General features: G+C 69.0%; 11 protein-coding genes. 3 read left to right on the top strand and 8 right to left on the bottom strand.

Translation table 11 applies throughout. The annotated features are described in order from the left end of the window. The first annotated feature begins 91 nt into the window (after positions 1 to 91). Together ACVCL3_RS12755 and ACVCL3_RS12760 are read left to right on the top strand one after the other, a co-directional pair. Complete coding sequence (locus tag ACVCL3_RS12755; RefSeq protein ID WP_447101484.1) at positions 92 to 1,150, top strand: STAS-like domain-containing protein; 1,059 nt, start codon at positions 92 to 94, stop codon at positions 1,148 to 1,150. A 157-nt stretch (positions 1,151 to 1,307) separates the two neighbouring features. Further along, entirely contained in the window at positions 1,308 to 3,134 is a 1,827-nt protein-coding gene (locus tag ACVCL3_RS12760; RefSeq protein WP_447097909.1) for a monovalent cation:proton antiporter-2 (CPA2) family protein, read from the top strand. Positions 3,135 to 3,147: 13 nt separating this feature from the next. On the opposite strand, the gene ACVCL3_RS12765 is transcribed toward ACVCL3_RS12760, so the two are convergent. Next, on the bottom strand, positions 3,148 to 6,582 hold the full coding sequence (locus ACVCL3_RS12765) for an ankyrin repeat domain-containing protein (protein ID WP_447101485.1): 3,435 nt from the start codon (positions 6,580 to 6,582) through the stop codon (positions 3,148 to 3,150). A 71-nt stretch (positions 6,583 to 6,653) separates the two neighbouring features. Continuing rightward, a complete protein-coding gene (locus tag ACVCL3_RS12770) occupies positions 6,654 to 6,947 on the bottom strand; it encodes a YcgL domain-containing protein (RefSeq protein WP_447097911.1) in 294 nt (97 codons plus the stop codon). Positions 6,948 to 7,190: 243 nt separating this feature from the next. On the opposite strand from ACVCL3_RS12770, the gene ACVCL3_RS12775 reads away from it, so the two are divergent. Then, positions 7,191 to 8,687, top strand: a complete 1,497-nt coding sequence (locus ACVCL3_RS12775; protein WP_447101486.1) for an OmpP1/FadL family transporter — start codon at positions 7,191 to 7,193, stop codon at positions 8,685 to 8,687. Between the two features lie 72 nt (positions 8,688 to 8,759). Here the strand turns inward: ACVCL3_RS12775 and ACVCL3_RS12780 are convergent, their stop codons facing one another. The 6 genes from ACVCL3_RS12780 to putA form a co-directional block, all read right to left on the bottom strand. Beyond that, complete coding sequence (locus tag ACVCL3_RS12780; RefSeq protein WP_447101487.1) at positions 8,760 to 10,175, bottom strand: coniferyl aldehyde dehydrogenase; 1,416 nt, start codon at positions 10,173 to 10,175, stop codon at positions 8,760 to 8,762. Between the two features lie 58 nt (positions 10,176 to 10,233). Further along, positions 10,234 to 12,726 (bottom strand): TonB-dependent receptor, encoded by a 2,493-nt coding sequence (locus ACVCL3_RS12785; RefSeq protein WP_447101488.1) that lies wholly within the window; start codon positions 12,724 to 12,726, stop codon positions 10,234 to 10,236. A gap of 61 nt (positions 12,727 to 12,787) precedes the next feature. Then, positions 12,788 to 14,005, bottom strand: coding sequence for an SO2930 family diheme c-type cytochrome (locus ACVCL3_RS12790; protein WP_447101489.1), 1,218 nt, complete (start codon positions 14,003 to 14,005; stop codon positions 12,788 to 12,790). 42 nt (positions 14,006 to 14,047) lie between these two features. Continuing rightward, entirely contained in the window at positions 14,048 to 15,283 is a 1,236-nt protein-coding gene (locus tag ACVCL3_RS12795) for a parallel beta-helix domain-containing protein (RefSeq protein ID WP_447101490.1), read from the bottom strand. A gap of 115 nt (positions 15,284 to 15,398) precedes the next feature. After that, positions 15,399 to 16,490, bottom strand: a complete 1,092-nt coding sequence (locus ACVCL3_RS12800) for an AraC family transcriptional regulator (protein ID WP_447097917.1) — start codon at positions 16,488 to 16,490, stop codon at positions 15,399 to 15,401. A gap of 140 nt (positions 16,491 to 16,630) precedes the next feature. Further along, positions 16,631 to 19,786, bottom strand: coding sequence for a bifunctional proline dehydrogenase/L-glutamate gamma-semialdehyde dehydrogenase PutA (putA, locus tag ACVCL3_RS12805; protein WP_447101491.1), 3,156 nt, complete (start codon positions 19,784 to 19,786; stop codon positions 16,631 to 16,633). Positions 19,787 to 20,081 lie beyond the last annotated feature (295 nt).

Below are 20,081 nucleotides of genomic sequence, written 5' to 3' on the forward strand. Positions count from 1 at the left end.
GTGTTGGAGGGCCTGCGCAAGCAGGCCCTTTGACTTTCAAGTAGTCGCCCTTTAACTAGCAAATAGGGTGGCATAACTTTAGAATCCGGAAATGGCTCGCCCCAGTCGTTCCGCCGAAATAGATGCCGCCCTGCTGCAAGCAGTGGCCACACATCCGCGCGACCTGGTCGGCATGGTGGCGGCCCAGCTGGGTCTATCGGGTGCGAGGGTCAGCATTCAGGTTCGCAAGCTGGTGGCCGAGGGCTACCTGCGCAAGGACGGGACGACCCGACCCGTCTACACGATGGGCCACAACCGCCGGTTTTGGCAGCGATACCCACGGGAGGGCCTGACCGAGGACACCCTCTGGTCGGCGCAATTGTCACCCTTGTTGCGGGACGTGCCGCGCACCGTGCTGGACATCGCCCACCACGGTGCAACGGAAATGATCAACAACGCCATTGACCACTCCGAGGCCACGCACGTCGGAGTGCACATGGAATTGCGTGATAACGAGCTGTTGATGATGATCGCCGATGATGGTGTCGGCATTTTCCGGAAAATCGCGCGTGCCCTGGAGTTGCCGGACGAACGCCTGGCGCTGCTGGAGTTGTCCAAAGGCAAGTTCACCACGGATCCGCGAAATCACTCGGGCGAAGGCGTGTTCTTCACCTCGCGGATGTTCGATCGCTTCCAGATCATGTCCGGAGGACTGGTGTTCTCCCATGAGGAAGGACATGGCAAGGACGTGTTGTTCGATGTCGACGGCATGCCGAAGGAGGGCACCGTCGTATCCATGGGCATATCCACGGGGTCCGTGCGTACCGTCAAGCAGGTGTTCGACGAATTTTCCAGTGGTCCGGACGAGTACGCGTTTGCGAAAACCGTGGTTCCGGTTCGCCTTGCCCAGGTCGGCGATGAGAACCTGATTTCCCGTTCGCAGGCCAAACGGCTGATGCAACGCGTGGACAGGTTCCGCCACGTGGTGCTCGATTTCAGCGATGTCACCACCATTGGGCAGGCATTTGCCGACGAGATATTCCGCGTGTTTGCCCGGGCCCACCCGGAGGTGGAATTGGTACCTGTCCACGCCGTTCCGGAAGTGCAGCAGATGATCCGTCGCGCCGAAGTGACACGTGATTACGACGGCGGGCAATTGTCTTTGCTTTGAGCCGGTCGTTCACCGGGAACTTCTTCGACACGCTGCTGCGTTTTTCTGGCTCGCCGGATGTGAATGGGCGCCGGTCGACCGCGGTGTGACGAAGGTAGGCGGCGGGAGCAGCGGCTGCGTGAAATAATCGAAACTCCCGACTGGAGCCCGATCACGCGTGGACAGCCATCATCTGCTGCAGACGGCCCTGGTGTTCCTGCTCGCCACGGTGATCGCGGTGCCGCTGACCAAGCGCTTTCGCCTCGGCGCGGTGCTCGGCTATCTGCTGGCCGGCGTGGCGATCGGGCCGCAGCTGCTGGGGCTGATCCACGACACCTCGGGCGTGGCGAACATCGCCGAGTTCGGCGTGGTGCTGATGCTGTTCGTGATCGGATTGGAGCTGTCGCCGCAGCGGCTGTGGGTGATGCGGCGCTCGGTGTTCGGCACCGGCATCGCGCAGGTGCTGGCCAGTGGCCTGGCGATCGGCCTGGTCGCGTACTGGCTGTTCGGCCTCAACGGCAAGGCGGCTTTTGTCGTTGGCGGCAGCCTGGCGCTGTCGTCCACCGCGTTCGGCCTGCAGATCCTGGCCGAGCGCAAGGAGGCGGGTTCGGCCTACGGGCGGCACGTGTTCGCCGTGCTGTTGTTCCAGGACCTGGTGGCGATTCCGCTGATCGCCGCCTTGCCGCTGCTGGCGGCGTCCTCGGCTTCGCATGTGGACCTGCTCGGCGTGCTGCGCACGATCGGGGTGATCGTCGGGGTGGTGGTCGGCGGCCGCTACCTGTTGCGCGCGGTGTTCCGTTTCGTGGCCAAGGCCGACTCGGTCGAGGTGTCCACCGCCACCGCCTTGCTGGTGGTGATGGGCGTGGCATGGCTGATGGAACTGGCGGGCCTGTCGGCCACCCTGGGCGCATTTCTGGCCGGCGTGCTGCTGGCCGATTCCGAATACCGGCACGAGATGGAATCGAACATCGAGCCGTTCAAGGGATTGCTGCTGGGGCTGTTCTTCATCAGCGTCGGCATGTCGATGGACCTGTCGCTGCTGTGGCATAGCCCCGGCCTGGTGCTGACCCTGCTGGCGCTGCTGCTGGCGCTGAAGAGTGTCTTGCTGTGGCCGCTGGGACGCTGGCTGTGCGGGCTCAATCGCTCGGACACGCTGCGCCTGCTGGTGCTGCTGGCCGCCGGCGGCGAGTTCGCCTTCGTGGTGTTGCGGCTGGCCACCGAGCAACGCCTGCTCAGCGTCGCGCAACGCGACCTGCTGATGCTGGTGATCGCCCTGAGCATGGCGCTGACACCGCTGCTGGTGGTGTTGGCGGCGAAGGCGCTGGACCTGCGCCCGCGCCAGCCGTCGCGCGAGTTCGACACCATCGACACGGCGCCGCCGCGGGTGATCATCGCCGGCTTCGGTCGCGTCGGCCAGATCATCGCCCGCGTGCTGCGTGCGCAGGGCATTCCGTTCGTGGCGCTGGAGCACTCCGCCGACCAGGTGGATTTCTCGCGCCGTTTCGGCAGCATCAATCTGTTCTTCGGCGACCCGGCGCGGCCGGAACTGCTGCGCGCGGCGCACGCGGCCACCGCGGAAGTCTTCGTGCTGGCCACCGACGACCCGGAGGCGAACCTGCGCACCGCGCGCCTGGTCAAGCGGCAGTATCCGCACCTGAAGATCGTCGCCCGCGCGCGCAACCGCCAGCACGTGTTTCGCCTGCTCGACCTGGGCGTGGACGACCCGGTGCGCGAGACCTTCCATTCCAGCCTCAAGATGACCCGCAAGACGCTGGAGGCACTGGGCCTGTCGCACGAGCTGGCGGTCGATCGTGTCGAGCGCTTCCGCCGCTACGACGAGGACCTGCTGCAGAAGCAGGCGCTGGTCTACGACGACGAGACCAAGCTGATGCAGAGCACCCGCGATGCACTGGTCGACCTGCAGCGGCTGTTCGAGGCCGATGCGGAGCGCACTGCCGAGCGCCAGCGCGAGAAGGGGCCGGTGGCGCCGGACAGTCCCGAATAGACGCGGCCAGCGGCTACTCCGCCGGTTGCCGCAGCGTCTGCCGCACGCTGGGGATCGCCTGGTTGCTGCGCGCGCTCAGTTCGTGGGCAATGTCGACGAAGCCGAGTTGGCGAGCCACTTCCGCGGCAGTGCGGCCGAAGGCGTCGGTGGCCTGGCGGTCGGCGCCACGCGAGAGCAGCACGCGGGCCGGGGCGAGCAGCGCGTGCATGGCGCAGGCATGCAGCGCGGTGACGCCGCGCTGGTCGGCATGCGCGACGTGCGCGCCGGCATCGAGCAGCGGCGGGACCAGCGCGCCCAGGTGGGTGGCGTCGCCGTCGCTGCCCGGCGGCAGTTGCGCGCCCAGCAGCAGCAACAGCGGCGTCTTGCCTTCGCGATCGGCGTGATTGATCTCGGCGCCGTGCTTGAGCAGGCCGTCGAACAGGCGGCGGGTGCGCAGGCTGTCGTTGTGTTCAAAGCCGAACTGGGCGGCGGCGTGCAATGCGTTGCGGCCGGAGCTGTCCACCGCCTTGACGTCGGCGCCGGCGGCCAGCAGTTGTTCGGCGATGTCCGGGTAGCCCAGCGCGGCGGCCACCATCAGGGCGGTGGCGTCGTTCGGCAGGCGCTGGTTGACGGCCACCTCGCGCTGCAGCAGCAGGGCCACCAGCGCTTCGCGTCGTGCGCTGACCGCGGCGACCAGGGCGGTGACGCCGCTGTGCGCGGGAAGGCTGGGATCGGCACCGGCGTCGAGCAGGCAGGCGGCCACGTCACGATGACCGGCACCGCAGGCGCGCAGCAGCGCGGTGGCGCCCTGCTCGTCGCGGGTGTCGACGGCGAAGCCCAGCTCCAGCAGGCGCTGCACCGCGGCCAGCGCACCGACCGCGGCGGCGGCAGGCAGGTCGGTGCCGCGCAGCGGTCGCTGCGGCAGCGGCCAGTCGCGCCAGTCCAGCCAGCGCTCCAGCGCGGGATGCTCCAGCGCGAGCCCCAGCGGCGTCTCGCCGTGGGTGTCGGCCGCTTCCGGGTCGGCGCCGTGGGCGATCAGGCTGCGCACCAGCGGCAGCGCGGCGGCGCCATGTTCCAGCGCGGCGAACAGCGGCGTGCGCTGCTCCCCGTCACGGGCGTTGGGATCGCAGCCGCGCGCCAGCAGTGCCTGCAGCAGGTCGCCGTGCGCGTGGCGGGTGGCCAGGTGCAGCGGCGTGCGCTGGTTCGCGTCCGTGCCGAACGGGTCGGCGCCGCGCTCGAGCAGGCCGAGCGGCAGCGCGGCGGCCTGGGCCGCACCTTCGAGCCGCACCAGGGCCGCGGCCAGCAGACCGCAACCGGCGGGGCTGGCGCCGGCCTGCATCAGATCGTCGACCGCTTCGGTGGCATCGGGCAGGCGTTCGAGCAGGGCGTCGAACAGGCGCCGTCCCAGCGGTGCCTGGGTAGGCGCTTCGCCGGTGTCGGGCTCGTCGATGCGCGGTGCCTCCAGCCGGGCCTCGGCGGCGAGGCCGTGGTCCAGCAGCCAGCGCCGCGCCGCGCCCAGCCCGGGCGTGGCCAGTTCCAGATAGAGCCGGGCCAGCTCGGCTTGCGGCCAGGAGCGCACCCGCTCGCCGAAGGCGGAGACGGTGGCCCAGTGGCCGAAGCGCAGCGCGTCGAGCAGGTGTTGCGGCGTGTCGGCGCCTTCGTCCAGCAGATCGTGGCTGAGGTTGGCGGGCAGCGCGGTGTCCGGGTCCAGCAGCGCGACCAGATCCCAGCGCCCGGCGGCGCTGGCGTGGTCGAGTGCGCTGCGGCCGTCGCCGCCGGCGGCCTTGGCATCGGCACCCAGTTCGAGCAGGGCGCGGACGGTGGCGACGTCGGCATGCGGCGACTGGCAGGCCAGGATCAGCGCGTCGCGACCGTGCTGGTCGCGGGCCAGCACGTTGGCCTTGGCCTCGGCCAGCCGCTGCACGATGCCGCTGGCGCCGGCGCGCGCGGCTTCCATCAGCGCGGTAACGCCGTGCTCGTCGGCCAGCCTGACGTCGGCGCCGGCATCGCACAGTGCGCGGGCGATGCGCTCGTGGCCTTCGGCGGCGGCGCCGAGCAAGGCGTGCCGCTGGCGCGCGTCGAGTGCGTTGACGGCGGCGCGGTGCTTGAGCAACAGGGCAACGCCGGTGGGGTCGTCGTCGGCGATGGTGGCGGCGGCGACCAGCGCCGGTTCGCCGCCGGCCGGGGCCGGCTTGGCGCCGCGGTCGAGCAGGAATTTCGCCAGCGGCCAGTTGGCGGCACGGCAGGCGGTGGCCAGCGGGCTCAGGCCGGCCTGGTTGAGCGCGTCGATCGGCGCGGCTGCGTCGAGCAGCATCGCCGCCACGCCGGCGTCGGCGCTGAGCACGGCGCCGTGCAGCGGGGTGTTGCCGTCGGCATCGGTGGCCAGCGGGCTGGCGCCGTTGGCCAGCAGCATCAGCACCGCTTCGGCGCGGCCGTGCCAGCTGTCGCGGGTGGCCGCCAGCAGCGGGGTGAGCCCGCCGCTGGCGCGATTGACGTCGGCGCCGCTGGCGATCAGCGCGCGCAGCAGCCGCGTGTCGGGCAGCAGCGCCGCCAGCATCAGCACCGGGCGCTGGTCGCGATCACCCGGCGGCGGCACAGTGTCGCAGGCAGCACCCACTTCCAGCAGCGCCAGCGCGCGTTCGATGTCGCCGGCGCGGGCGGCGGCGAGCAAGGCGGCCGCCTGTTCGGGTGTGCCGGCGATGCGCTCCGGTTCACTCAGCACCGGTCGCGGCAATTCAGCGGTCAGCGGATTCGCGTCGGCGCGTCGGCGCGGCGGGTGGCGTTCGCACAGCAACGCGCGCAGGGTGCGGTTGGCGATCACCAGGCAGGCCAGCGGCAAGATCACCAGCGCATAGATCGCCAGCGCCGCCAGGCGCATTTCCTCCGGCAGCATGCCGACCAGCCCGGTCAGCGCGATCGCACTGAAGGCCAGCGCGAGCAGGCACAGCGCGGCCGGCACGAAGTGGGTGAAGAAGCGCTCCTCGCGCGACAGGTGCCGACCGAACGCCATGCTGCGCAGGGTGGCGGTGAAGATCCATGAACCGTCGCGTTGCGGCGGGTAGGCGTCGTCCCACACGAACACCAGCCCGAACGCCGGCCACAGTCGCCACAGCGAGACCAGCGCCAGCACCAGCGCGGCGGCCAGCAGCAGGGCGGCGCTGAGGCTGGGGCTGTGGCTCAGTTGCAGCATCGGCCAGGCCACCAGCACGAATACCAGCACGGTGTAGCCGGTAAACATCACCAGGTGCGCGGCGCCGCGGCGCAGCACGGTGCGCGCGAAGCTCGGTTCCGGATCGAAACCGATCGCGTGGCAAATGGCCGCCATGGTCAGCGCGTTGGCCAGCAGCAGCGGGATCAGGGTCAGCGGATGGGTGGTCAAGCTGGCCAGTGCCACGGCCAGCAAGCCGGGAATGAACCAGGCCAGCGCATGCAGGAAGGGAGGGCGACGGCGGGATTTGGTCTGGGTCATGGCGGCAGTATAGAAATCGTGGACCGTGCAGGCGGTAACCAGGCGTTAACGCGAACGCCATGATGCGCGATTCACTCGTCCCGATCATCCCGCGGCGAGTGCGTGTAGGCGGGGTGGTTGGCGGCGGCCAGCGTTTCCTGCGGCGGCAATTGCAGATGCCAGCCTTGCGTGCGCAGGTGCTCCAGCACTTGGCCAGTGTCCTCCACCGGCAGTTTGCGTTGGAGCGTCAGTTGCACCTCCATCACGAAGCGCAGTTCACCCAACATCAGCGTCAGCGGCTCGGGCAGTACGTCGAACGCGTCGCGTTCGGCCAGCCACAGGTAAGTGTCAGCCTTGGACAGGCTGGCGTAGACGAAGCATTGCATGGCAGCACCGTGGGGGCGGGAGCAAGCGCCGGGGAGGCGAGAGTAGCAGCGCCGGCCGGCGGATCGGCGGGCGGGTTTGTTTGCCGGGCGGAGCTCACTTGTTAGTAACTTGTTGCGAGCGCACTTGCAACGCCTTGTCCGAGAGGGCAAAGTCCAGCGCAGGAAGTTCAAACGTACGTATGAATTTTCCTGTCCGTCTGCCCGACTTAACCGAGTTGACCCAATATCATGCAGGAGCCAGCGATGCACACGTCTTTCCGTACCCTCACGGGCGCTGCCCGTCCACTGGCGCTCGCCGCGCTGAGCATTGCGATCGTGGGCGCCCTGGTTGCGCCGGTGAACGCGGATGCCAGTGCATTCCAGCTCAAGGAGAACAGCGCCAAGGGCCTGGGCCGCGCCTTTGCGGGTTCCGCTACCGCCGGCGGTGACGTCTCGGTGGTGGTCAACAACCCGGCCGCGATGTCCGAGCTGAAGGGCACCTACCTGCAGGCCGACGTCACCGCCATCAACTTCAGCGCCAAGTTCGACGGCAGCGCGCATGACGTGCTGGGTCGCCCGATCAGCGGCGGCAATGGCGGCGATGCCGGCACCACCTTGCCGGTGCCGGCGTTGTTCTTCGCCACCCAGGTCAGCGACCGCGTGCACGTGGGCGGCGGCTTCTCGGTGCCGTTCGGCTTCCAGACCGAGTACGACAAGGACTGGGTCGGCCGTTACCACGGCATCAAGTCCAAGTTCCAGTCGCTGGACGCCACGCTGTCGGCATCGTTCGACGTCACCGACAACTTCAGCCTGGGCGCCAGCTTCATCGCGCAGAAGACCAGCGCCGAGCTGACCAGCGCGGTCAACTTCAACGCCGTGGGCCTGGGCATCCAGCAGGGCATCGGCGCGCAGACCGCCGCCGGCGTCGCGCAGATCCAGGCGGCCATCGCCGCGGGCCAGATTTCGCCGGCGCAGGGTGCGGCGATGATCCAGGCGGCCGTGCAGCAGGGCCAGGCTGCCGCGGCCGGCGTGGCGGCGGTCACGCCTCCGGGCGTGGACGGCTACGCCCGCATCAAGGGCGACGACTGGGGCTACGGCTGGCAGCTGGGCGGCTTCTGGAAGCTGACCCCGAACGACAAGCTGGCGCTGAACTACCGCGCCAAGATCAGCCATCGCCTGCAGGGTACCGGCAACTTCACCACCACGCCGGGCTACGACCTGCTGCTGGCCAACCCGGCGCTGGCCAGCTCGATCCCGCCGTTCTCGCACACCACCGGCACCGCCGACTTCACCACGCCGGCCGTGGCCAGCGCGAGCTACTGGCACCAGGCCGAGAAGTACGGCTTCGGCGCCGACGTGGCGTACACCAAGTGGGACGTGTTCAAGAACCTGACGGTGAACTACGGCAACGCGCAGCCGCAGACGTCGGAGCCGTACAACTGGCGCAACACCGTATACGCCTCGGTCGGCGGGGACTACTACGTCAACGACAAGCTGACCCTGCGCGCCGGCCTCGCGGTCGACAAGAGCCCGACCTACGAGGAAACCCGCAGCCCGCGCGTGCCGGACTCCACCCGCAAGATGGCCACCGTCGGCATCGGCTACAAGGCGAGCGAAAACTTCGAGATCAACGCCTCGTACGCGCACATCTTCGTCAACAACGCGCACGTCTCGCTGACCAACAGCACCGGCGACACGCTGACCGGCAACTTCGACGACTACGGCAACCTGCTGAGCTTCTCGGCGATGTACAAGTTCTGAGGCTCCACCCGCGGCAATGGCACGACGGAACTCCCCGCTTCGGCGGGGAGTTTTTTTTGCGCGGGGAGATGCTCAGCCGCGCCGCAGCAGCAGGTCGAGCAGGCGCCGGAAGCGTGCGCCGTATGGCGGGTTGAGCAGGCCGGCGCCGTTCCAGCGCGCCTGGCGGAACACCGGCTTGAGGTGCGAGAACGTGCGGAAGCCCGCCTCGCCGTGATAGCCGCCCATGCCGGAGGCGCCCACCCCGCCGAACGGCAGGCCGTGCTGGGCGATGTGGTAGAGCGTGTCGTTGACGCTGACGCCGCCGGCATGGGTGCGCGCCAACACCTGGTCGATGCGGCCCCGGTCGTGCTCGAACAGGTAAAGCGCCAGCGGATGCGGGCGGGCGGCGACGTGGTCGATCGCTTCCTCCAGCGTGTCGTAAGGCACGAGCGGCAGCAGGGGGCCGAAAATCTCCTCGCGCATCACCGCCATGCCGTCGTCGACTTCAGTCAGCAATTGCGGCGGCAGCAGCCGGCGCGCCGGATCCTCCGTGGCTTCGCCCAGCACGTGCACGTGCGCGCCGGCGGACCGCGCTTCGTCGCGCAGCGCCGCGAGGCGCTGGTACTGGCGATCGGAGACAATGCTGGCGTATTGCGCGTTCCGCTGCAGCTGCGGATACATCCGCGCCACTGCCTCGCCGGCCAGCCCGATGAATTCGGCCACGCGCGCGCGCGGCAGCAGCACGTAGTCCGGCGCGATGCAGGTCTGCCCGGCGTTGAGCAGCTTGCCGACGATGATGCGTTCCACCGCATGTTCCAGCCGCGCGCCGGGGCCGATGATCGCCGGCGACTTGCCGCCCAGCTCCAGCGTCACCGGGGTGAGGTTGGCCGCCGCCGCGCGCATCACGTGGTGGCCGACCGCGGTGGAGCCGGTGAACAGCAGATGGTCGAACGGCAGCGCGGAGAAGGCCTGCGCCACCTCGGCGTCGCCGGTGACCACCACGACTTCATCCGGCTTGAAATGCCGGCTTGCCAGTTCGGCGAACAGCGCCGAGAAGCGCGGGGTGAACTCGCTCATCTTGACCATCGCGCGGTTGCCGGCGACCAGCGCGTCGACCAGCGGGCCGACGGCCAGGTAGAGCGGGTAGTTCCACGGCACGATGATGCCGACCACGCCGCGCGGCTGCGGCCGCAGCTCGGTACGCGCCGGCAGGAACAGCCAGTCCGCCAGCCGCCGGCGCGGCTTCATCCAGCGCCGGCCATGGGCCAGCGCGTGGCGGATCGCCGACAGGCTGGGAAAGAACTCGAGCAGCTCGGTCTCTTCGCGCGGACGGCAGCCGAAATCGGCATGGATGGCCTCGACCATGCGCTCGCGGTTCTCGCGCAGCAGCGCCCGCAGCGCGCGCAACCGGGCGGCGCGCGCGGGCCAGTCGGGCATCGGCCGGGCCCGCTGCGCGGCGCGCAGTTGCCGCAGGCTGTCGGTGAGCGTGGAAACGTGGTCGGTGGTCATGGGCTACTCGGGGCAGGTCCTGCAGCATGCACGCAAACGGCGGGCGCCGCCGGCCGGATCAGAAACGCGCACGCAGCTCGACGCCCCACATCCGTGGCGGCGTGACGCTGGCGAACGGGGTGCCGAACACGCTGGTGGTGATGTTGTTGACGCCCGTGACGTAGCGCTTGTCGAACACGTTGGTGCCGTAGAGCGCCACGCCCCACTGGTCGTCCGCCGCGCTCCAGCCCAGTCGCACGTCGGTGCTCTGGCGCGCCGATCCGACGCGGAAGTTGGGGCTGATCTGGCAGGTGCCCTGCAGCTGCGAGTCGTTGTTGCAGCGCGACCGGCCGCGATAGGCGTGGCTGAGGTCGAACTGCAGCGCGCCGTGCGCCACGTGCCAGGTGTAGGCCAGGTGCGTGGCGAACGAATACTTCGGCTCGCCGGTGGGCTGGCCGTCCAGGCTGGCGCCGGAGGGCGCGGTGGCGTTGCGGTAGGTGGCGTCGATGTACGCGCCGTTGACGCCCAGCCGGAACGCCGTGTTCGGCTGCCACTGCAGCTCCACCTCGACGCCGTTGGCCTGCTGGTCGGTGCTTGCCACCAGGTAGCGCGGCACGCCGGAGCCGGTGCTGTTGGGGTCGAGCGTGAGCGACTGCCGGTTGTCGTAGCGGTAGTAGTAGGTGCTGGCGTTGAGCAGCAGGTTCGGCCCGGGGAACCGCGTCTTGATGCCGGCCTCGTAGTTGATGACCTTCTCCGGTGCGAAGTGCGAGCCGACCTGCACGCTGTTGTAGCCGCCGGCCTTGTAGCCCTTGGTGACCGAGCCGTAGACCATCACGTCAGGGGTGAAGGCGTAGTCCAGCACCACGCGCGGGCTGAGATCGTTCCAGGTGTTCGAGCTCTGCACCAGCACGCCCACCGGCGCGCCGGTGGCGGGGTTGAAGATCAGGTTCTGGCGGAACGCCTCGGGGTTGACGCCGGCCAGCGCGAGCAGGCCCATCGCGTCGAGCGCGTCGATGGTCTGGTCCAGCTCCGGCGCGCTGCGCTGCGGGTTGAACCACGAGAAGCGCTTCTGGTCGCGGGTGTAGCGCACGCCGGTGGTGAGGTTGAGCTTGTCGCCCAGGTGCCAGATCACGTCGCCGAACAGCGCGTAGGCCTTGAAGCGGCCGTGGTTGTCGATCTGTTCGCGCCAGGGATCGCCCAGCACCGTGTAGGGCAGGCCGAACTGTTTCAGCAGCGCATCGAAACCGGCGAAGGTGTCGGCGTAGCCGGCGCCGCCCACGTTCAGCGCCAGGGTGTCGATGCTGTCGGTGAACACGTCGGTGCGGCTGGTCTGGCGCGCCTGCTCGTCGTACCAGCTGGTGCCGGCGACCCAGTCGACCAGGTCGGTGCTGCCGGCGAACTTGAACTCCTGGTACCAGCTGTTGTTGTGCTCGATGTTGGCGGTGTCGAGGTAGGTGGTGCGCTGGTTGGTGCCGTCGTAGTCGCCCAGGTTCAGGGTATCGAAACGGCGCCAAGCCGTGGTCGAGGTGAGGCTGCCCCAGCTGAAGCTGTGGTCGACGATCAGGGTGGAGCCGTCGAACCGCCGCGTCTCGGCCCCGCCCACCGCGTCGTTGTACAGCGGCGCGTGCAGCGGGTCGAGGTACTGCGCCGGGTCGGCCGGGTACGGCGGGCTCAGCACGCCCGCGTTCGGGTCCGGCCGCACCGACCACGCCGACGACGGGATCAGGCCGAAGGCGGGCTGCGGCGGCTGCCTGAGCTCCTCGTGATCCCACGACCACAGCACGCGGGTGTTCGGCGTGATGTTCCAGCGGTAGACGCCGCGCGCGCCGCGATCGTTGTCCTGGCCGTAGCGCTTGCCGGTGGCCGCGTCGCGGGCCCAGCCGTGGCTCTGGTTGTCGAACAGGCTGAAGCGCAGCGCCATGTCCGCGTTGAGCGGCAGGTTCAGCAGGAAGTCGCCGTAGCGCTTGCCGTAGTTGCCCAGGCGCACGCGCGCCTTGCCTTCCAGCTTGTCGCTGGGTTCGTTGGTGACGATCGAGATGGCGCCGGCGGCGGCATTGCGGCCGAACAGGGTGCCTTGCGGGCCCTTCAGCACCTCGATGCGCTGGATGTCGTTGAACGCCAGCAGGGCGCCGCCGGAACGCGCGGCATAGACACCATCGATATAGACGCCGACCGCCGACTCGGTGCCCACGCCGAAGTCGTCGGTGCTGATGCCGCGCAACTGGTAGTTGGGCTGGGTCGGCTGGTTGGCGCTGACTACCAGGCCCGGCACGAACAGGCTCATCTTGCTCAGGTCGGTGGCCGCGAGCGTGTCGATCTGCCGGGCGGTGACGATCTGCAGCGCGATCGGCACCGACTGCATCTGCTGGCTGCGGCTCTGCGCGGTGACGGTGATGGCGCCAAGCTCGGTGGGCCGGTCCGCGTTCGCCGCGGTGGTCGTGGCCGAGGCAGGTGCGGTGCCGTCGGCGCTCGTGTTCGTCTGCGCCGCCAGCGGCGCGCACAGCAGCAGTGCCGTGCCGCCGAACAGCAAGCCGCGCAGCGCGGTCGAAAGTGGACGTTGACGAAGGTTCATGCCGTGCTCCCCGTTGCATGGAATGGCCGCGATCGATGCGCCGCGGCGGTCGTTTGTCGGCTCAGTGCAGCACAGTGCAGGTACCGGGCATGGCCGCGATCCACGCCTTGATCAGCGCGATGGCTTCGTGGTCGGCCGTGCTGCGGCCGATCTCCGGCATCATCGTGCCGGGCTCGGTCGAGGCCAGCCGGTACGGGATGATCGAAGCATCCGGCTGGCCCGGCACGATGTCGAAGAAATGGTTGCCGGTACCCTGGCCGGCCGCGGTGGGCGGCTTGCAGATGCCCAGCTCGTGGTTCTCCGGGGTGCCGTGGATCAGCGACAGGCCGGTGGTGTTGGCCGCGCCGTTCGGGTTGTGGCAGTGCCCGCAGTTGATGTCCAGCCAGGCGCGGGCGCGTGCATCCAGCGGCGCCTTCGGATCGCTGGCATCGACGTCGCGCGGCACCGTGGCCAGCGCCGGCACGCCGGTGAGATAGCCGACCTTGACCAGATGCTCGAGCTGGTTGTGCTCGCCGTCGGCATACGGGTAGTTCTTGTTGATGTGCCGTGCCTTGGGGCCGATCGGATGCACCTTGCGATCGATCCAGTCCTGCGCGTGGCAGCTGGCGCACTGGCTTTCGTCGGGCACCACATAGTTGAAATTCTCGCGTGCCGGGATGCCGTCCTGCGCGCTGGCGGCGACCAGGGTCAGCGGCAGCACCGCGCCGGTGCGCGCCAGCGTGGCCTCGGTCTGCGCGTCGTTCCACACGTAGGGGATCGCTTCCCAGCCGTTCTGGCGATGCACCAGGATGCGCGTCTCGATCAGTCGCACGTTGGCCATCGCCAGGCCTTGGCCGGCGAAGTCGCGCGAGTAGTCCGCGGTGCGCGCCACGTCGCTGAACTTGCCGTCGGCGGTGCGGCCTTTATCGGGTCTGGGGTAATAGAACGTCTTGCTGATCACCGTGCCGACCGGAAAGTCGAGCGTGTCCACCGGCTGGTACTTGCCGCTGACGCCCCTGGGCATCCAGATCGTGCGCAGCTTGTGCGCGTAATCGGTGAACAGCGGCGTGTTGAGGTCGTACGGCACCACGCCGTCGTTGAGTTGCAGCTTGCCGTCATGCACCTCGACCACGTGCCAGTCGCTGAGCCTGGCCGGGCGGCCTTCGGCATGGAATGCCACCGGCTGCATGCCGCGCTGGCAGCCGGCCAGCAGCAACGCGAGCAGCAGCAGCGCGAAACCCTGCAGGAGCGCACCTTGTGCGCGATGCCTTCGGGTGGCGTGACGGAGAGCATCGCGCACAGGGCGCGCTCCTGCGGAGACCGAAAATACCCGGAACATTCCTCAGACCTTCGGCTCGGGATTCAAGGTCACCGGGGGCAGGCTGGGCAGCGTGCATCCGTACGGCTTCATGTCCTTGCTGGGGTTCTTGTAGTCGTGCGGGCCGTCGGCGTTGATCACGCCGTTGACGCCCCGGATGCAGATGCGGTCGTTCGCCGGCGGCAGGCCGTCGACCAGGTTCTTCGTGTCGACGTAGCCATCCCACAACACGTCGGGGAAGTTGCCGCCGAGGCCGTACATCGCGGTCTTCAGCGCCTTCAGCTTGAGCCCGTCCGGTGAATCGCCACCGCCCTTGAGGCGGTTGTCGTGCACGTAGATCGCCTTCGGGTACGGGTTGTAGTTCGCCGCCACGCCGCGGGTGTTGTAGTAGTTGGTGGAGAAGTAGCTGGCGATGATGATGTTGGCGGTCCGGTTGTCGGCGATGTCGTTGTCGAAGATCTCCACCTTGTCGTTGGAGTTGATCACCACGCCCGAACCCGCCGGCACGCTGGCCACCGCCGCGCCCTTGGCAGCGAAGTTGTCCAGGTTGTTGGCGATTACCTTGTTCCTGAACACCCGCGTGCTGTGGCCTTCCTTGGACAGGTTGGGCATGTTGAACACCAGGATGCCGCCGGTGTTCTGCGTGGTGGTGTTGCCGTAGACGTCGGCGCGGGTGGAGTTCTCCACCTCGATGCCGGCCACGTTGTGTTCGGCGCGGTTGTTGCGCACGATGATGTTGTCCGACTGGCCGACGTAGATGCCGGCATCGGAGGCACCGATCACCACCGAGTCCTCGATCAGCACGTTCTGCGTCTTCACCGGGTACAGGCCGTAGGCGCCGTTGGTGGTCTTCGGGCCGTCGGTCCACTCCACGCGCACGCCGTGGATGGTGATGTTGCTGCCCTGGTTGATCTTCAGCGCATCACCCTTGGTGTCCTCGATCGCCAGGTTCTCGATGGTGAAATCGCTGGCATTGACCAGCAGGCCCTCGGGGCCGACCACCTGGCCCTTGAACGAGAGCACGGTCTTGTCCATGCCGGCACCGCGGATGGTGACGCCGTCGGTGCGCAGGCTCAGCCCGCGCTTGAGGTGGTAGTGGCCGGCGGGGATCTCGATCACGCTGCCGGGCTTGGCGTCCAGCAGCTGCTCCTGCAGCTTGGCCTCGAAACCGTTGTCGGCGGCGGTTTGCGACGGCGTCTCGTGCTTGCCGCAACCGGCCAGCGTCGCGGCCAGTGCAATGGTGATGAGCAGTGTGCGCATGGTTGGATTCCCCCGTGGAAGTGCCGGCGTCGCGATGACTCCGACTCTCGCCCATTCCGCCGCCCGTGGGGAGGGCAAAGCGGCCAGCCGACGGGGGGAAAAGCGGCCGGATTGATCAGCGCGGGCGCCGCGCCTCCTGCGGCGGCATGCCCGTCCAGCGCTTGAACGCGCGCCGGAATTCACGCGGGTCGCTGAAGCCCACTGCGCTGCCGACGTCGGCCACGCTCAACGCGCCCGCCTGCAGCAGCTGCAGCGCGCGCTCGGCGCGCACACGATCATGGATCTCGCGGAAGATCCGCCCGCTCTCGGCCAGCTTGCGGCGCAGCGAGCGCTCGCTCAGGTTCAATGTGCGCGCGACTTCGTCGAGCCTGGGTTGCTGCGCCAGGCGGCTGCGCAGCAGGCGCTCCACCGCGGCGACGATCTCCTGATGCGGCTCGCCACCGTCAGGCGTGCGTTGCTGCGCGCACAACGCCAGCGCCTGCTTCGCGGTCAGCGGGTTGTAGCCGGGCAGCGGATGGGGCAGCCACTGCACGTCGATCAGCAGCCGGCAACGCGGTGCGTCGAAGCGCGACTCGCAGCCGAACAGGGCATCGTATTCGTCGGCGTAGGCCGGTCGCGGATAGGCCAGCTCCAGCCGCTGCGGACGCAGCTCCGGGCCGACCAGCTCGCGCGCGATCAGGGTCGAACTTGCAAACAGCTCTTCGCAGAAGAACGGCAGCAGTTCGCCGTCCTCGAACAGCGGCAGGGCCACCATCGCCACGGTGCGCTCGTCCACCGCCTCGAACGAGAGGTCGAGCAGGCAGCCGCAGATCTTGTGGTGCGCGATGCCCGCCTGCATCGCCTCGCCGAAGGTGCGCGAGGTCATCATCGCCAACCCGAGCAGGCCGAAGCCGCCGACGGTGCCTTCGCGGCCGATGCGCAGGCCGGCGTCCGCCACCCCCGCCGCGCGCAGTGCCGCCAGCGCTCGCCGCACGAAACCGGAAGCCTGGCGATACGACACGCGCAGCGCAGGGTCCGCCAGCTGCGTGCGGCTGAGCGCCAGACCGGCGAACCAGCCGCGGCAGTCGATGCCGCAGGCATCGGCGAGCTGGGTCAGGTACAACAGCTTGTTGGTCGGGAACTCCGCGGCGGTGTAGCGCGGATCGTCCGTCGCCGCTGCCGTCGCCGCGGAGGAATGCAGGCCGATCATGCCGGCGGGTCGTGCCATGGTGCCGATGCTCCGACGCAGGCAGGCCGCGACGGCCTGCAGTCCGGACTTTCTAACATGGCGGGGGCGGCGCCCGCTTGCGCGCCGCACAAGCGGGCGCAAGCGTCCGGCGAACGCTTGCGCGCTCCCAGCCCCGGCTGCTACTCCCCGATCGTCAGCAGCGAGGCGTTGCCGCCCGATGCCGTGGTGTTGATGGTCAGCGTGCGTTCGCCGGCGAAGCGCAGCAGGTAGTGCGGACCGCCGGCCTTGGGACCGGTGCCGGACAGGCCTTCGCCGCCGAACGGCTGCACGCCGACCACCGCGCCGATCTGGTTGCGGTTGACGTAGCAGTTGCCGACGCGGGCGTGCTGGCTGATGTAGTGCACGGTGGCGTCGATCCGGCTGTGCACGCCGAGGGTGAGGCCGTAGCCGGTGCTGTTGATCTCGTCGACGACGTTCTTCAGCTCGCTGGCCTTGAAGCGGATCAGGTGCAGCACCGGGCCGAACACCTCGCGCTTGAGCACCGACAGCGAGGGAATCTCGTAGGCGCGCGGCGCGAAGAAGGTGCCGTGCGCGGTGGCGGCCGGGTCCATCGGCGCTTCGGCGATCTTCTTCGCCTCCTTGTCCATGCGTTCGGCGTGGGCCACCAGGATCGCCTTGGCATCCTCATCGATGACCGGGCCGACGTCGGTCGACAGCAGGCCCGGGTCGCCCACCTTCAGCTCGGCCATCGCGCCGGCGAGCATGTCGATCACCTTGTCGGCGATGTCTTCCTGGATGTACAGCACGCGTGCCGCCGAGCAGCGCTGGCCGGCGGACTGGAAGGCCGAGGCGATCACGTCCTTGACGATCTGCTCGGGCAGCGCGGAGGAGTCGGCGATCATCGCGTTCTGGCCGCCGGTCTCGGCCACCAGCACGGCGATCTGCGCGTCGCGCGCCGCCAGCGCGCGGTTGATCGCCCACGCGGTTTCGGTGGCGCCGGTGAACACCACGCCGGCCACGCGCGGGTCGCGGGTGAGCGCGGCGCCCACCGTGGGGCCGTCACCCGGGACGAACTGCAGCACCTCCTTCGGCACGCCGGCCTCGTGCAGCAGCTGCGTGGCGAGATGGCCGATCAGGCTGGTCTGTTCGGCCGGCTTGGCGATCACCGTGTTGCCCGCCGCCAGTGCGGCGCTGACCTGGCCGATGAAGATCGCCAGCGGGAAGTTCCACGGGCTGATGCCCACGAACACGCCGCGACCGCCCAGGTACAACTGGTTGCTCTCGCCGGTGGGGCCGGGCAGTTGCTCGGGTTCGGCAAACAGGCGGCGCGCCATGGTGGCGTAGTAGCGCAGGAAGTCGGCCGCCTCGCGCACTTCGGCGATCGCGTCGGGCAGGCTCTTGCCTGCCTCGCGCACGCACAGCGCGATGAACTCGGCGCGGCGCGCCTCCAGCTGGTCGGCGGCGAATTCGAGCATGGCGGCGCGATTGGCCACCGGCAGGTTGTTCCAGCGGTCCTGCGCCGCCGCCGCGTTGGCCATCGCCCGATCGACGGTGGCCTGGTCGGCGCTGAGGTAGCTGCCGATGATGCGGCGGCGGTCGGACGGATCGGTGACCTGCACCGTGGGGCCCTGGCTACTGGCGCCGGGCACCAACGGGCCGGCGGCCCACGGGCCCTGCTGCGCGTTGACCGCGGCGGCGAGGTCGTTCAGTTCGTTGTCGTTGGCAAAGTTGACGCCCATGGAATTCTTCCGAAGTTCACCGTAGAGATTGGCCGGCAGCGGGATGCGCGGGTGCGGGATGTGATCGAACGCGCGCACCGTCTCGCAGGGGTCGGCCACGAGCTCGCGCGCGGGCACGTCCTCGTCCACCACGCGGTTGACGAAGCTGGTGTTGGCGCCGTTCTCGAGCAGGCGGCGCACCAGGTAGGGCAGCAGGTCCTCGTGCGAGCCGACCGGCGCATACACGCGGCAGGGCACGTTGAAGCTCTGCTTGCCGATCACCTCGGCATACAGGTCGCTGCCCATGCCGTGCAGGCGCTGGAACTCGAACGGCCGGCCCTGCGCGATGTGGTGCACGGCGGCGATGGTGTGCGCGTTGTGGGTGGCGAACTGCGGATAGATCAGGTTGCCGCCCGCGTTGAACAGGCGCCGCGCGCAGGCCAGATAGGAGACGTCGGTATTCGGCTTGCGGGTGAACACCGGGTAGCCGCCCAGGCCCTGCTCCTGCGCCTTCTTGATCTCGGCGTCCCAGTAGGCACCCTTGACCAGCCGCACGTACCAGCGCCGGCCGCTGGCCAGTGCTGTCTCCACCAGCCAGTCGATCACGAACGGCGTGCGCTTGGCGTACGCCTGCACCACGATGCCCAGGCCGTTCCAGCCTTCCAGCGAGGGGTGCGCGAAGACATCGCCGATCACGTCCAGCGACAACTCCAGCCGGTCGGCCTCCTCGGCGTCGACCGACAGCGCGATGCCGTGCTTCATCGCCAGCTGCGACAGCTCCAGCAGCTTTTCGGTGAGCGCCTGGTGCGCCCGTGCGCGCTGGGCCACTTCGTAGCGCGGGAACAGCGCCGACAATTTCACCGAGATCGACGGCGCGTCGGTGTGGTTCGCATACGGGCCGCGCGCGCCCAGCGCGGCGATCGCGTTGCGGTAATCCTGCTGGTAGCGCTCGGCGGTGTCTGCGGTCAACGCCGACTCGCCCAGCATGTCGAAGGAGTAGCGGAACACCGCGTTCTCCTTCTTCAGGCTGCGGTCGAGCGCCTCCTCGATATCGCGGCCCATCACGAACTGGTGGCCCATGATGCGCATGGCCTGGCGCACCGCCGCGCGGATCGCGGGGTCGCCCACGCGGGCGACCAGCCGGCGCAGTGCGCCGTTGAAATCGTCGCCGCTGCCGTCGGCCAGGTTGACCAGCCGGCCGGTGAGCAGCAGGCCCCAGGTGGAGGCGTTGACCAGCAGCGATTCGCTGCGGCCCAGATGCTTGCGCCAGTTGGCGTCGCCGAGCTTGTCGCGGATCAGCTTGTCGGTGGTGGTCTTGTCCGGGATGCGCAGCAGCGCCTCGGCCACGCACATCAGCAGGATGCCTTCCTCGCTGGACAGGTCGTACTGGCGCATGAAGGACTCGACCACGCTCTGGTCCTTCGCCCGCGCACGCACGCGGGTGACCAGCGCGGCAGCGCGGTCGACTACCTGTTCGCGTTCCTCCGCCGGCAGCGCAGCCTGGTCGAGCAGGTCGTTGACCGCTTCGGTCTCGTCGCGCAGCCAGGCAGCAGTGATGCGCGCGCGCGCGGGTGTGGTTCGAGCGGGCAGCTCGGGACTCAGGATGGGTGAGGTCACGGTCGTGTCGGTGCCGGTCGTGGGGGATGGAATAAACCCGCGATTGTACGCTTCGTGCCCGGCCGTGGGGACGCGCCGCCACGCGCGAAAATCCGCCTCGGGCAGGGTGATCTGCCGCACGGGCGCGAATGGCTTGCGGTGCCTGTCGAGGTGACGGGTCGCGTTGATCGAAGTCAATCGGGTGCGACATTCTTGCCCACTGCGCCGCCGCGGCCTATCATTCCGGCAGTTCCAGGCACGCCGGATCTCCATGATCGTGCTTCGACCAGCCAGCGCCGGCTTGCCCTGCGTGACG

The organism is Rhodanobacter sp. UC4437_H4, from assembly GCF_052978425.1.